14 protein-coding genes are annotated in these 14,013 nt (G+C 69.6%); 6 read left to right on the top strand and 8 right to left on the bottom strand.

Translation table 11 applies throughout. The features are described from left to right. Window positions 1–6: 6 nt before the first annotated feature. A complete protein-coding gene (locus tag ACZ619_RS40810) occupies window positions 7–366 on the bottom strand; it encodes an NADH-quinone oxidoreductase subunit A (RefSeq protein WP_007383963.1) in 360 nt (119 codons plus the stop codon). Between the two features lie 766 nt (window positions 367–1,132). Here ACZ619_RS40810 and ACZ619_RS40805 point away from each other — a divergent pair. Beyond that, window positions 1,133–1,930 (top strand): C40 family peptidase, encoded by a 798-nt coding sequence (locus ACZ619_RS40805; RefSeq protein WP_469610534.1) that lies wholly within the window; start codon window positions 1,133–1,135, stop codon window positions 1,928–1,930. Window positions 1,931–2,192: 262 nt separating this feature from the next. Next, a complete protein-coding gene (gene def / locus ACZ619_RS40800) occupies window positions 2,193–2,819 on the top strand; it encodes a peptide deformylase (RefSeq protein ID WP_469610533.1) in 627 nt (208 codons plus the stop codon). 64 nt (window positions 2,820–2,883) lie between these two features. On the opposite strand, the gene ACZ619_RS40795 is transcribed toward def, so the two are convergent. Further along, window positions 2,884–4,218: a geranylgeranyl reductase family protein gene (locus ACZ619_RS40795; protein ID WP_469610530.1), complete on the bottom strand. Its 1,335-nt coding sequence runs from the start codon at window positions 4,216–4,218 to the stop codon at window positions 2,884–2,886. 48 nt (window positions 4,219–4,266) lie between these two features. Between ACZ619_RS40795 and ACZ619_RS40790 the strand changes: the two genes are divergently transcribed. Continuing rightward, entirely contained in the window at window positions 4,267–4,800 is a 534-nt protein-coding gene (locus ACZ619_RS40790; protein WP_469610527.1) for a GNAT family N-acetyltransferase, read from the top strand. A 110-nt stretch (window positions 4,801–4,910) separates the two neighbouring features. Continuing rightward, window positions 4,911–5,219: a PASTA domain-containing protein gene (locus ACZ619_RS40785; RefSeq protein ID WP_469610611.1), complete on the top strand. Its 309-nt coding sequence runs from the start codon at window positions 4,911–4,913 to the stop codon at window positions 5,217–5,219. A 39-nt stretch (window positions 5,220–5,258) separates the two neighbouring features. On the opposite strand, the gene ACZ619_RS40780 is transcribed toward ACZ619_RS40785, so the two are convergent. From ACZ619_RS40780 to ACZ619_RS40765, 4 genes are read right to left on the bottom strand one after another with little or no spacing between them, the layout of a single operon-like run. Continuing rightward, complete coding sequence (locus ACZ619_RS40780; protein WP_469610609.1) at window positions 5,259–5,954, bottom strand: demethylmenaquinone methyltransferase; 696 nt, start codon at window positions 5,952–5,954, stop codon at window positions 5,259–5,261. A gap of 24 nt (window positions 5,955–5,978) precedes the next feature. Beyond that, on the bottom strand, window positions 5,979–7,343 hold the full coding sequence (locus ACZ619_RS40775) for an acyltransferase family protein (protein WP_469610524.1): 1,365 nt from the start codon (window positions 7,341–7,343) through the stop codon (window positions 5,979–5,981). Continuing rightward, on the bottom strand, window positions 7,343–9,760 hold the full coding sequence (locus tag ACZ619_RS40770; RefSeq protein WP_469610521.1) for a bifunctional polysaccharide deacetylase/glycosyltransferase family 2 protein: 2,418 nt from the start codon (window positions 9,758–9,760) through the stop codon (window positions 7,343–7,345). Before ACZ619_RS40770 ends, ACZ619_RS40775 begins: the two co-directional genes overlap by 1 nt. Window positions 9,761–9,782: 22 nt before the next feature. Then, window positions 9,783–10,160 (bottom strand): hypothetical protein, encoded by a 378-nt coding sequence (locus ACZ619_RS40765; RefSeq protein WP_469610518.1) that lies wholly within the window; start codon window positions 10,158–10,160, stop codon window positions 9,783–9,785. 306 nt (window positions 10,161–10,466) lie between these two features. Here ACZ619_RS40765 and ACZ619_RS40760 point away from each other — a divergent pair, with 306 nt between their 5' ends. Continuing rightward, the gene (locus tag ACZ619_RS40760) at window positions 10,467–11,504 is read left to right on the top strand and encodes a chitinase (protein ID WP_469610515.1); all 1,038 of its coding nucleotides are present in this window, start codon (window positions 10,467–10,469) and stop codon (window positions 11,502–11,504) included. Between the two features lie 46 nt (window positions 11,505–11,550). Further along, window positions 11,551–12,120: a hypothetical protein gene (locus tag ACZ619_RS40755; RefSeq protein ID WP_469610513.1), complete on the top strand. Its 570-nt coding sequence runs from the start codon at window positions 11,551–11,553 to the stop codon at window positions 12,118–12,120. Between the two features lie 175 nt (window positions 12,121–12,295). Here ACZ619_RS40755 and ACZ619_RS40750 read toward each other — a convergent pair whose 3' ends face one another. Both ACZ619_RS40750 and mqnC read right to left on the bottom strand, forming a co-directional pair. Beyond that, entirely contained in the window at window positions 12,296–12,745 is a 450-nt protein-coding gene (locus tag ACZ619_RS40750) for an imidazolonepropionase-like domain-containing protein (RefSeq protein WP_469610510.1), read from the bottom strand. A gap of 7 nt (window positions 12,746–12,752) precedes the next feature. Then, on the bottom strand, window positions 12,753–13,952 hold the full coding sequence (mqnC, locus tag ACZ619_RS40745; RefSeq protein WP_469610507.1) for a cyclic dehypoxanthinyl futalosine synthase: 1,200 nt from the start codon (window positions 13,950–13,952) through the stop codon (window positions 12,753–12,755). Between the last annotated feature and the right edge of the window lie 61 nt (window positions 13,953–14,013).

Here is a 14,013-nt window from a genome sequence, read left to right as displayed (position 1 = left end):
GACCCCTCAGTCCCATTCCAGGCCGCCGCGCCGCCATACGTACGCGTACGCGACGAAGACGGTGAGCACGAAGAGCAGCATCTCCACGAGCCCGAAAACACCCAGGGCGTCGAAGGTGACGGCCCAGGGGTAGAGGAAGACGATCTCGATGTCGAAGACGATGAAGAGCATCGCCGTCAGGTAGTACTTGATCGGGAAACGCCCGCCGCCGGCCGGCGTGGGGGTCGGCTCGATACCGCACTCGTAGGCTTCGAGTTTGGCGCGGTTGTACCGCTTCGGACCGATCAGCGTGGCCATGACCACGGAGAAGATCGCAAAGCCTGCCCCGAGGGCTCCCAGTACGAGGATGGGCGCATACGCGTTCACCGCTCCTCGCTCCTCTCAGTCGGCACTGACTGGTGGCGGTTCGGTCGGGCCACACCCGCCTCGTCAGTCACACGAACCCCGCGCGTCCCGGGCGAAGATCGCGAACATGTGAAGCAGGTCACAAGCCCAACTGCCTCGCATCTTATGCCCGCCGCTCTGTGATCTGCGACACGGGGTATTACACAAGCTTTGTGATCTCCACCACCTGACGATCGATCATGAAGTCGGATGAGTAGTGATCTTCACACCCGAAGCGTTCAGCTGATCACGAGAAGTGACATTTTTGATTATCACCGCAGGTCGGAGGGGATTTCGAGCGAGCGTCTCTATATCAAGAGGGTTCCCCTGCATGCAAATTGGTGATGGACGGGACGCCCTGATAGTGCGCCGCGTTCACACCCCGGAGGGAGGTGCGGGGCGCGATGTGGACGCGTGCACGCGTTCACGAGCCCGGCCGGACTCGATCTCCGTCCCGGCTTCGCGCGAGACGCCCCGCCCCCGGTGACCGTTCCGTGACCTCCGCCACATTGATGAGAGACCTCTGAGAACCGGGCTTGGCCAACCATCTCAACCGATGGTAGGCGGGGGGCAATTAGGACTTAATAGCGAAAGAGCGTGATCACGGGCGTGATCACCGGCGTCCGCAATGTCCGTTACGGCGTCAATAAGGAAAGACGCGCGCGGGATTCACCGACCGGATTGAGCAACTGTGGCGCAGCACACGTTTCTTGTAGATATGAAGGAGCCCCTGATACCGGTTGTTCCCATGTCCCACACCGCTCACATACGCAGCCACCGGAAGCCCCGCCGCAGCGCGACGACAAACATCGCCGTGCGTGCCGGAGTTGCCAGTGGCGTCCTCGGCATGGCAGCGGCGGGCGCGGCCTCGGCGAGTGCCGCCGAACCCGTGACGCAGACGCTCGAACTGCCCATCCTGACGGCCGACTTGGCCACCCAGGTGGCCCAGTCCGCCGACGCCACGCAGCAGGCCGCGGCGAACTACTCGCTCCAGGCCGAGCGCGACGCGGCCGCCACGAAGGCCGCGAAGCAGGCCAAGGCGGACCTCGCCGACGCGAAGGCCACGGCCAAGAAGAAGGCCGAGGAAGCCCGCAAGGCGGCCGCGGAGCGTGCCTCGCGCAACGCCGAGCGTTCGACCCTCACCGCCACCTCCGCGAGCTCCAGCAGCTCCACGAGCACGTCCACGGCGACCGGTTCCGCGGCCGCGGTGGTCGCCTTCGTGAAGGCGCAGATCGGCGACGCCTACGTCTCCGGCGGCACGGGCCCCAACTCGTGGGACTGCTCGGGTCTGGTCCAGGCCGCCTTCAAGTCGGTCGGCGTCAGCCTGCCGCGCGTCTCCCAGGACCAGTCGACGCAGGGCACCCAGGTCTCGCTGAGCAACCTCCAGCCGGGCGACATCCTGTACTGGGGCAGCGCCGGCAGCGCCTACCACGTGGCGGTGTACGTCGGCGACGGCATGTTCGTCGGCGCCCAGAACCCGTCCAGCGGCGTCGGTGAGCACCCCCTGTCCTACGACCCGCCGACCGGCGCGGTCCGCGTGCTCTGACCAAGGGGCGACGCACCAGCACGGAAGGGCCGCAGCCGCTCGGGGGCAGCGGCCCTTCCGGCTGCCCGCGCACGTTCTCCACAGGCCGTCGCGCGCCTTCTCCACAGGCCGTCGCATACGTCCTCCACAGGCCGTCACGCGCGTTCTCCACAGACGGTCGCGCACGTTTTCCACAGGCCCCGCGCCCACCCGGTGACTCCTGGGATGCTCGACACGGGCCGCTCGCACGGAGCGGCCCCGGATCCGAGAAGGAGACACCGCGATGCCACGCGTCTTCGTCCAGGGAAACCCCGTGGACCACTACCCCCGGCACGCCCCCGAGTCCCTGCGCGGCTCGGTGCGCCGGATCGCCGAGACCGGCGAAGAGGTCCTGCACAGGCCGTGCCGGGACGTCACGGAGTTCGGGCCCGACCTCGCCGCGCTCATCGACGACATGTTCCTCACGATGTACATCGCCGACGGAGCCGGCCTCGCGGCCAACCAAGTGGGGGTCGGTCTGAGCCTGTTCGTGTACGACTGCCCCGACGACGAAGGTGTCCGACATGTCGGACACATCGTCAACCCCGTACTGGAGGAACAGGACCCGGCCGGGCGACGGCTGCTCGACGACGGCGAGGGCTGCCTGTCGGTACCGGGTGCCACGATGGAGGTACCGCGGCCGGACCGGGCGGTCGTGCGCGGGCAGGACAAGGACGGCAATCCGCTCACCGTCGAGGGAACGGGGTATTTCGCCCGCTGTCTGGCGCACGAGACCGACCATGTGAACGGACGCGTGTATCTCGACCGGCTGTCCAAGCGGGAGCGACGGGAAGCGCTGCGGCAGGTGGCGGAGCGGCGGGTGTCCGTCCACGCCCGCCGCTCCGCCAACATCGAGGCCCTCACCTCGTAGCTCACCTCGTAGCTCACCTCATAGCGACGCCGACCTCGTAACGCCGCTCACCGCACTACGCCGCTCACGCCTTCGGGGCCACCTTGCTCAGGCCGTTGATGATGCGGTCCATCGCGTCGCCGCCGGTCGGGTCGGTGAGGTTCGCCAGGAGCTTGAGGGTGAACTTCATCAGCAGCGGGTGGGTCAGGCCGCGCTGGGCCGCGATCTGCATGACCTTCGGGTTGCCGATGAGCTTCACGAAGGCGCGGCCCAGCGTGTAGTAGCCGCCGTAGGTGTCCTTGAGGATGCGCGGGTAGCGCTGGAGGGCCATTTCCCGCCCGCTGGGCGTGGCCCGCGCGTGCGCCTGGACGATGACCTCGGCGGCGGTCGCGCCGGACTCCATGGCGTAGGCGATGCCCTCGCCGTTGAAGGGGTTCACCAGGCCGCCGGCGTCACCGACGAGGAGCAGGCCGCGCGTGTAGTGGGGCTGGCGGTTGAAGGCCATGGGGAGGGCGGCGCCGCGGATGGGGCCGGTCATGTTCTCGGGGGTGTAGCCCCACTCCTCGGGCATGGAGGCACACCAGGCCTTGAGGACCTCGCGCCAGTCCAGTTCCTTGAAGGAGTCGGAGGTGTTCAGGACGCCGAGGCCGACGTTGGAGGTGCCGTCGCCCATGCCGAAGATCCAGCCGTAGCCGGGCAGCAGGCGGTCCTGGGCGCCGCGGCGGTCCCAGAGTTCCAGCCAGGACTCCAGGTAGTCGTCCTCGTGACGGGGGGAGGTGAAGTAGGTCCGGACGGCGACGCCCATCGGGCGGTCCTCGCGGCGGTGCAGGCCCATCGCGAGGGAGAGCCGGGTGGAGTTGCCGTCGGCGGCCACCACGAGGGGCGCGTGGAAGGTGACTTCGCGCTTCTCCTCGCCGAGCTTGGCGTGCACGCCGGTGATCCGGCCGGTGCGGTCGTCGACGATCGGGGCGCCGACGTTGCAGCGCTCGAAGAGGCGGGCGCCGGCCTTCTGGGCCTGGCGGGCGAGCTGTTCGTCGAAGTCGTCCCGTTTGCGGACGAGGCCGTAGTCGGGGAAGGAGGCGAGATCCGGCCAGTCCAGCTGGAGACGGGTGCCGCCGCCGATGATGCGCAGGCCCTTGTTGCGCAGCCAGCCGGCCTCCTCGGAGATGTCGACGCCCATCGCGACCAGCTGTTTCACGGCGCGCGGGGTGAGGCCGTCACCGCACACCTTCTCGCGCGGGAACTCGGTCTTCTCCAGCAGGAGGACGTCGAGGCCGGACTTGGCGAGGTGGTACGCCGTCGTGGAGCCGGCTGGCCCCGCGCCGACGACGATGACATCGGCGGTGTTTTCGGAGAGGGGCTCGGTCACGGCAGGGTCTCCCCAAGGCTCGAAATCTGCGTGCCGACCGGCACTGGACATGGGCAGTCTATTCAGCGGTACTGATCACCCGGCTGAAGGGCTGCCCCTGTGAACCGAGCTCTCCCCGCGGTACGGCTGCGTGTGCCCACGCACGAGGACGCGTTCGCCTGGCACCGGATCTTCGACGACCCGGACGTCATGGAGTTTCACGGCGGCCGGGCCGCGGAGCTGTCCGTCTACGAGGAGCTCACCGCCCGGCAGCGCCGGCACGACGCGGAACTCGGCTTCTGCCTGTGGACGATGACGGAGGAGTCCGGGCGCGTCATCGGCTTCACCGGCGCCCAGCCGTGGCCGCGGGACTGGGGACCCACGGGCGAGATAGAGATCGGCTGGCGGCTCGCCCGGGAGTACTGGGGCCAGGGCTACGCGACGGCGGCGGCGCTGATGACGCTGGAACGGCTGCGGGCGGCGGGCGTGCCGGAGGTGGTGGCGATGGTGCGGCCGGGGAACGAGCGGTCCGTCGCGGTGACCCGGCGCCTCGGGATGCGGCCGGCCGGGAGCTTCCCGCACCCGAGCCTTCCGGAGGACGCCCTCTGCTTCCGGCTCGACCTGCGGCACACCGGGACCGACTACACAGAGTAACGATCTGTTACAGAAAGACACTTGACGCTTCCGGCGGCCGTGTTCCGGGGGTTACCCTTCCAGTACCGCTGGGGGTGACATCTGTGTCCATAACACCCAAAACACCCGACATTCGTGTGCCACGGCTGGTCGGCCTGATGGCCGTGGACGCGCGCGAGACAGCACGGGCGCGGGGTCTGTTCCTGAACGCGCCGGACCGGCCGGACTTCCATCTCACGGTCGTCGATTACGTCGTACGCCAGTTCCCGCAGCCCGGGGCCGAGGTGCCACGGGACTCGATGGTCTACGTGTGGTTCGACTTCGGTGACGGCGAGGGCGGTGGCGGCGTGCGCGAGCCGCGCGTCCCACGGCCGCCCTCGGGCGGGCTGCAACGGGAGCTGGACCGGCCCGGGGACGCCTTCGAGGTGAGCAGCCTGTGAGGCCGCGGCCGCGGCCCCGGCCGGGACCCCTCCCGGGGTTCAGGCCGCCTTGAAGCCGCGGTGCAGGGCGACGACCCCGCCGGTGAGGTTGCGCCAGGCCACCTTGGACCAGCCCGCCTCGCGCAGCCGTCCGGCCAGCGCGGGCTGGTCGGGCCAGGCGCGGATGGACTCGGCGAGATAGACGTAGGCGTCCGGGTTGGAGGAGACCGCGCGGGCCACCGGGGGCAGGGCGCGCATCAGGTACTCGGTGTAGACGGTCCGGAAGGGCGCCCAGGTCGGGTGCGAGAACTCGCAGATCACGACCCGGCCGCCGGGCCGCGTCACCCGGTACATCTCGCGCAGGGCGGCGTCGGTGTCCTGGACGTTGCGCAGCCCGAAGGAGATCGTCACGGCGTCGAAGGTGTCGTCCTTGAACGGCAGCTTGGTGGCGTCGCCGGCGGTGAAGGGCATCCAGGAGGTGCGGCGCTTGCCGACCTGGAGCATCCCGAGGGAGAAGTCGCAGGGCACGACGAAGGCGCCGGCCCGGGCGAACGGCTGGGAGGAGGTGCCCGTGCCGGCCGCCAGGTCCAGGATCTTCTGCGCGGGGCGCGCGTCGACCGCCCTGGCGACCTCCTTCCGCCACTGCCGGTCCTGGCCCAGCGACAGCACGTCGTTGGTCAGGTCGTACCGTTCCGCCACGTCGTCGAACATCGAGGCGACTTCGTGCGGCTGCTTGTTCAGGGAGGCGCGGGTCACGCCAGCCATTCTTGCAGCACCTCCTCAGGGAAGAAGCCTGGGCTTCTTCTTCCCGGCCACGTCCTCCACCCAGCCGCACAGCAGGACGAAGAGCGCGATCAGGATCCAGCCGACGCCGAACATGAACCACTGGCTCTCCAGCGGGAGCCACTTCTCGAAGGCGGGCACGTTCCACATCTGGTCGATCAGCGGGACCGCGAGGACCAGCGCGATCTCGTGCCAGAGGTAGATCGTCACGGCGCGGGCGTTGAAGACCGTGACGGTCCGGTCGAGCCGCCGGAAGCGGGTCAGCCAGGCGAAGTCGATCTTGAAATAGGCCTTCGCCCACATCAGCAGCATCACGAACCCGGCCGACCAGAAGGCCTGTGCGAGGGGGTTCTCGTCCAGGTCGTAGGTGCCGAAGTCGGCCTGGTGCGAGAGGGCGTACCAGCCGCCGTAGCCGAGCGCGGCGAGCGAGGCGACGACCACCAGGGCCGGCTTCATCCGCTGGAGCACGCCGTCGCGGTGGGCGAAGCCGAGGATCCAGCAGAAGAGGTACGTCGACAGGTCCCACAGGGCGCTGCCGAAGCGGTTGTCCGGGCCCGACCAGACGAAGTTCAGCACCAGGATCGGGGCCAGGGACGCCAGCAGCACCGGGACCGGGGCCTTGCGGAAGATCCACAGCAGGCCCGGGGAGAGCAGCACGAACCAGAGGTAGGTCCGCAGGTACCAGAGGATCTCCCAGGCCTGCTCGCCCCAGGCGTTGCCCGGCGGGTCGCCGAGCGGCACGACCCAGTAGACGATCTCCCAGCCGGGCATCCAGTCGTGGATCAGCATCGCCAGGACCACGAAGAAGCCCCAGAACCAGAACGGCGGCAGGAGCCGCCGCATGCGGCTCCTGACCACCTTCAGCGCGGGCCGCTCCAGGGACTTCGCCATCAGCGTGCCGGCCAGGCCGAACATGATGCCCATGGAGGGGAAGACCAGGCCGCACCAGGCCCACCCGAAGGTGTGGTAGGTCACGACCCGGACCAGGGCGACCGCGCGGAGGGTGTCGAAGTAGCGGTCCCGGCCGGTGCCCCCGGGCCGCTGGGCGGCGGCCGGCCCGGACCGGGGCTCCTCGGCGACGGGCGCCGGCTCCGGTACGGGCTCGGGTGCGGGTGCGGGCCCCGATGCCGGCCCCGATGCCGGCTCCGGTTCCGGCTCCGCCACCGGCGGGAGCGGAGCCGTCTGCTCCGCCGCCGGGGCGTAGCCGTAGTCGGTGTACTGCTGTTGCTGCGGATACGGCTGTTGCTGCTGATACGGCTGCTGCTGCTGATACGGCTGCTGCTGCGCGTACGGCTGCTGGCCGCCGCCGTAGGGGTCGTAGCCGTAGCCCTGCTGGTACGGCTGCTGCTGCTCCCAGGTCATCAGCCGCTCACCCCCGCCGGGGTGCCGACCTCGCCCGTGCGCTTGAGCTTCTGCCAGCGCAGGCGGCCGCCGGTGAGGGCGGTGATGCAGGAGTGGATGAGGACCAGGTACATCATCTGACGGTAGGCCAGCTGCTGGAGCGGCATCATCAGGAGGTAGCGGTACTTCTCCTTGTCCAGGCGGAACGCGTAGGCCGCGCAGGCCAGCTGGATGCCGAGGACGGCGAACCAGGCCAGCAGGGCCGCCTGGAAGTCGACGAAGATCATGGAGTAGACCGTGAAGACGTCGATGAGGGGCGCGAAGACCGGTGTGACGATCTGGAAGAGCACCACCAGGGGCATGCCGACGCGGCCGAATCGGCCCGAGGGCCCCTTGTCCGTGAGGGACTTGCGGTGCTTCCAGAGGGCCTGCATGGTGCCGTAGGACCAGCGGTAGCGCTGGGACCACAGCTGCTTGAGCGAACCGGGCGCCTCCGTCCAGGCCTTGGCGTGCTCCTGGTAGACGACCCGCCAGCCCGCGCGGTGCATGGCGATGGTGATGTCGGTGTCCTCGGCGAGGGTGTCCTCGCTCATGCCGCCGACCTGGAGGACCGCGTCGCGGCGGAAGGCGCCGATCGCGCCGGGGATGGTCGGCATGCAGCGCAGCAGGTCGTACATGCGGCGGTCCAGGTTGAAGCCCATCACGTACTCGATGTGCTGCCAGGCGCCGATGATCGTGTTGCGGTTGCCGACCTTGGCGTTGCCCGCGACCGCGCCGACCTCGGGGTCGGCGAACGGCTGCACCAACTGGTGCACCGCGTCCGGCTCGAAGACGGTGTCGCCGTCCATCATGATGACGATGTCGTACGTGGCGTTGCGGACACCGTTGTTGAGGGCGGCCGGCTTGCCCGCGTTCTCCTGCCGGATGACCCGGACGTTGGCCATGCCGAGCTTGTCGGCGGCGGCGCGGGCGATCTCCGAGGTGCCGTCCGTGGAGCCGTCGTCGACGACGATGACCTCGATCGGGTGGGTGCTCTGCGCCAGCGACTCCAGGGTGTTGGCGATGCACTCCTTCTCGTTGTACGCCGGGACGATCACGCTCACCGGCCCGGTGACCGTCGGCCCCCAGCTGAACCGGCGTTTGTTGCGCTGTCTGTAGTGGCGGCGGGCGATGAGCAGCATCATCCCGAACCGGCCCATCACCGCGATGCCGACGACCAGCAGCAGATAGGAGAGGACCGGCAGGGCCCACTCGGCTATCGCGACCGCCGCGATGAGCCCCTTGCCCTCGTAGAGGGTCATGCCGGAGGCCGTGCGGTGCGCGGCCTGGAGCAGGTTGACGGTGGTGCCGCTCCCGCCGTCGGGGACCGTGCCCGTCCCGCCGGTCGGGGCGCTCTCGCCGTTCGGAGTGGTCCCGCCGGACTGCGAGCCCGAGCCGCTGCCACTGCCGCTGGCGCCCGTGCCGGCGAGGGCACCGGCCTCGGTGACCCCGGTGGCGGTGTCGCCGCTCGCGCTCTGCGAGCCGGTGCCCGCGGAGGAGGCCTGCCCGCCGGCGCCGCCGTTCTTCTCGATGACGCCGCTGATGGTGGTGAAGGTGTAGCCCTTCGCCTTCATCTTCTTGATGTACTGCGGCAGCGCCTTGATCGTCTGCGAGCGCTCGCCGCCGGCGTCGTGGAAGAGGACCGAGGCGCCCTTGTTCTTCTTCGGCGTGGCCCACTTGATGATCTTCGAGACGCCCGGCTTCTTCCAGTCGTCGCTGTCGGTGTCGACGAAGACGCTGGTGTAGCCCTCCTTGCCGAGCTTCTGGTAGACGGGCCAGCTGTAGTTGTCGATGGCGTCCGTCTCCGAGGAGTACGGGGCGCGGAAGAGCGTCGTCGTGATCCCGGCCGCGCCGGCGAGGGCGAGCTGGGTCTGCTGCATCTCACGGTTGACGCGGGCGTCGCTCTGGTACGACAGGTCGACGTGCGTGAAGGTGTGGATGCCGACCTCGTTGCCCTGCTGCACCATCGACTTCACGATGCTCGGGTAGCGCGAGACCATCGAGCCGACCAGGAAGAACGTGCCGGGCACGTCGTACTCTTCGAGGATCTTGAGGACCTGCGGTGTCCAGGTCGGGTTCGGGCCGTCGTCGAAGGTGAGCGCGATGGTCTTGGAGGGGACGGAGACGGTCGTCGCCTGGCCGCCCCGGAAGGTGAGGATCGGCCCGCCGTCGATGATCTTGTCGGGCACCTTGCTGGAGCTGGCGCCGGTGCGGATGCGCTCGTCGCCGCCGACCTCTGCGCGCAGATAGCCGTCGAGCAGCATCACGCAGGTCAGCGCCAGCAGGAGGAGCAGCGCGAGGATGACACGTGGTTTCTGCAGCGCCGCGGCCCGGCCCGCCGCCCGCTCGATGCGGGAGGGGGCACGCCTGCGGCGGCGTGCGGACGTCGGTGTAGTCATGGGGAGAGGCCTGCGTTTCCGGTCAGTCGGCGGTGGCGGATGCGGAGGCGGACGGGGTGGCGGTGGCCGAGGGCGGTGCGGAGGGGACGCCGCTGGGCAGGCCGGCCTGCCGGCCGATGCCGCCCTGGGGGCGCTCGCCGCCGGGAACGCTGCCGCTGCGCGCGAAGTCGGGGATCAGGGAGTCCGGGGTCAGCGAGGTGCCCCAGCCCATGAAGGCGGCGCCGAGCACTCCCGTGTAGGCGAGGCAGACGACACCGAGGAGGATGCCGACGCGGCGCAGCACCTTGGACCGGCGTCCGGAGGAGTCGACGAACACGGGCCCCTCGGCAGACCCGTTGCCTTGTTTGCGGCGGCGACCGCGCCCGGTGGCGCGGCTTTCGATGGCAGGCTCGGATTGCATTCCGCAGATATTAGGGAGTCTTTATGTGACCGCCTGCGGGGTTCTTGTGAGGCGCCCATGAGAAACGCCTTAACCTGTCTTTTCACTGAGAGATTCTATGAACACCTGCGAGTGTGATAGGGGAGGGGTAACAGCCCGAACACCCCTTTTGAGCTGACCCAATCAGCCCGATTCACACCTTTCATTCCATGAGTTTTCTATGTATCGATCGGACCGTTGAACACCATGAGCGTGTGAGACGTTTTCCTTTCGAATCAGGCTTTGTTTCGAGCCTGAGACGCAAATCACGAGAGCGGGTGCATCTTAATGCGGAGTTTCCTGAGGCCGGCGGCTGGGCTTACCTGCCTGTTTGCCATGGCAGTCACGGGGTGCTCCTCGGCCTCCGACAGCACGTCGGACGCGGCTCCCGCGCCCTCGAAGGGGAGTTCGGCGTCGCCGGACGAGACCGGCGGATCGAACACGTCGAGCACCTCGTACGCGCCCTACGTGAGCGCGACGGAGGCCGCCGACACGGACGCCTCCGGCTCCCCGTCGACGTACAACCTCGCCTTCGTGATCTCCAGCGGCAGCAGCTGTACGCCGGCCTGGAACGGGACGACGGCGATCGGGAACTCGGCCGTGAAGTCCCGGATATCGAAGCTGAAGCAGGACGGCGCGACCGTCCGGGTGTCCTTCGGCGGTGCCTCGGGCAAGGAGCTGGCGACGACCTGCTCCAGCGTGTCGGAGCTCGCCGCCGCGTACGGCGCCGCGCTGGACGCCGCGGGCTCCAGCCAGGCCGACTTCGACATCGAGGGCGACACCCTCACCGACTCCGACTCGGTCGCCCTGCGCTCCGAGGCGATCGCGCGGCTCCAGGAGGAACGCCCCGGCCTGAAGGTCTCCTTCACCCTGCCCGTGATGCCGTCCGGGCTCGACTCCGACGGCCTCGCGCTGCTGGAGTCCGCGAACACGTACGACGTGCAGGTCTCCACGGTCAACATCATGACCATGAACTACGGCGAGTCGTACGGCGGCGACATGGGCGACTACGCGGTCACCTCGGCCAAGGCCACGCACACGCAGCTGAAGAAGGTGTTCGGGCTGTCGGACGCGGCGGCCTGGCAGGGGATGGCGCTGACCTCGATGATCGGGGTGAACGACGTGGACGGGGAGACGTTCACTCTCTCGGACGCGGCGGACGTGCGGTCGTTCGCCGAGGAGAAGGAGATCGCCTGGGTCTCGATGTGGTCGACGTTCCGCGATGTGCAGTGCGAGGACGGGCAGTCCAACCAGGACGACGCGGCCACCAACTGCAGTGGTGTGAAGCAGAGTTCGGGGGCGTTCGCGGAGGCCTTCGCGGGATGAGCCGGGCGGCGGCCGGGACCGTGCGCGGGGCTGGGACGATGTGCCGGTGAGCTACTTCTCCTACGAGCGGGTCGGTCCCGGTGACGGCGACCGGTGGCGGACGCCCGAGCCGAGGCGGGCCGAGCCCGGCGAGTGGCCGAGGGCCCAGGCCGCGCTCGCCGTGGTCAACCGCGACCTGACCGCGACCCTGCCGGACCAGGACCCGCTGGTCCTGATGGTCACCCCCGCCCGGGAGCCCTCGGCACCGGAGGGAACCGACCGGGACCAGGTCTACGTGGCGCTGTCCGACGGCCGCTGGCACGGGAACCCGGTGTACGACTGCACCATGGAGGAGGACGCCCCGCCGGAGCCGGACGACACGGCGGTGGTCCTCGGGTGCGTCGCCGACGCGGCACAGTCGACCGTCATGGAACTGCTCTGGCAGGCCTGGCCGGTCTGCCGGGAACACGGGCTCGGAACGCACACGGGACCTCCGGAGCCCGCCGACGGCCCGCCGGTGTGGTGGTGCAGCGGCCGGGAGGACGGCGGCCACGACGTCGCCCCGGTGGGCGAGCTGGCCGGCACCCTGCCGGGAAAGGAACGCCGCGCGCTCCGGCGGCGGCAGCGGAAGGGCTGAGCGGCGGTCCGGCAGCGCCCGAAGTGGCGCGGGGAACTGCGCCGACCGGCCACGACGGCACCGCAGCCGGCCGACGGCACCGCAGCCGGCCGACGACGCCACGGCTACGACGCCGCAGCCGGCCGACGACGTCACGGCTCGTCAGGACGACGTCACGGCGCGTCGAGCGGAGCGCTCAGCGTCGTCGGTGCACCAGGCGGCCCGCGCACACCGTGGCGACGCACTCCCCCGTCTCGACGAAGACGGCCAGGTCGGCGCGGCCGGCCGGGACGAGCGCGGGCGGCCCGTAAGGGTCCGGGAGGACGGCGACGTCGTTGCGGCCGGCCGCCGCCCGCAGCGCGGGGTCGGCGGTGTGCCGTTCCAGCACCGCCGTCGCGCCCAGCTTCAGCACCGCGTGGACGCGCTCGCGCGGGCTCGGGGCGTCCGGGAGCGGGCCCTCGTGCACCCGGCCGGGACCGAGGGCGCCCGGCCAGGTGCGGACCCGCGCCTGCGGGAAACGGGCGCGCAGTTCGTCGTACGGCCCCACCGCGTCGATCCGGTCCCCTCCGACCACCACCGCGCCGTTCTCGATCGGCTCGGCGTCCCAGGTGACGTGCACCCGGTCCGCCGTGTGAATCGTCTCCACCGCCGCCTCAGTTGGACGAGAGGAGCTTCAGTTCGGGGTGCGCGGTGCCGCCCTCGATCGCCGTCGAGGAGATGTGGGACATCACGCGCTCGTCGACCGGGTCGTTCGCCGGGTCGTCGTGGACGACGAGGTGCTCGTACGTCGTGGCGCGCTGCGCCGGGACGCGGCCCGCCTTGCGGATCAGGTCGATGATCTCCAGCCGGTTGGAGCGGTGCCTGGCGCCGGCCGAGGAGACGACGTTCTCCTCCAGCATGATCGAGCCGAGGTCGTCCGCGCCGTAGTGGAGGGAGAGCTGGCCGACCTCCTTGCCGGTGGTGAGCCAGGAGCCCTGGATGTGCTGGACGTTGTCGAGGAAGACCCGGGCGATCGCGATCATCCGCAGGTACTCGAAGAGCGTGGCCTGCGTACGGCCCTTCAGGTGGTTGTTCTCGGGCTGGTAGGTGTACGGGATGAAGGCCCGGAAGCCGCCCGTGCGGTCCTGGACGTCACGGATCATCCGCAGGTGCTCGATGCGCTCGGCGTTGGTCTCGCCGGTGCCCATCAGCATCGTCGAGGTGGACTCGACGCCCAGCTTGTGCGCCGTCTCCATGATCTCCAGCCAGCGCTCGCCGGACTCCTTGAGGGGCGCGATGGCCTTGCGGGGGCGCGCGGGGAGCAGCTCCGCGCCGGCGCCCGCGAAGGAGTCCAGGCCGGCCTCGTGGATCCGGGTGATGGCCTCCTCGACGGAGACGCCGGAGATCCGGGCCATGTGCTCGACCTCGGAGGCGCCCAGGCTGTGGATCACCAGCTGCGGGAACGCGTCCTTGATCGCCTTGAAGTTCTTCTCGTAGTACTCGACGCCGAAGTCGGGGTGGTGGCCGCCCTGGAACATGATCTGGGTGCCGCCCAGCTCGACCGTCTCCGCGCAGCGGCGCAGGATGTCGTCGAGCTCGCGGGTCCAGCCCTTGTCCCGGTCCTTGGGTGCCGCGTAGAAGGCGCAGAACTTGCACGCCGTGACGCACACGTTCGTGTAGTTGATGTTCCGCTCGATGATGTACGTCGCGATGTGCTCGGTACCGGCGTACTTGCGGCGGCGTACGGCATCGGCGGCGGCCCCCAGCGCGTGCAGCGGGGCGTCGCGGTAGAGGTCCAGCGCCTCTTCCGGAGTGATCCGCCCACCGGCTGCGGCACGGTCGAGGACGGACTGAGGGTCGGCCTTCTCGGTCACCAGGCGCGTCCCTTTCGTAATGGCTCGTGGACGGACCGAACCAGCCTACGCCAGGGCCGTG

Source organism: Streptomyces sp. NPDC104367 (assembly GCF_055583825.1).
This window is presented reverse-complemented; position numbering and strand designations above follow the sequence as displayed.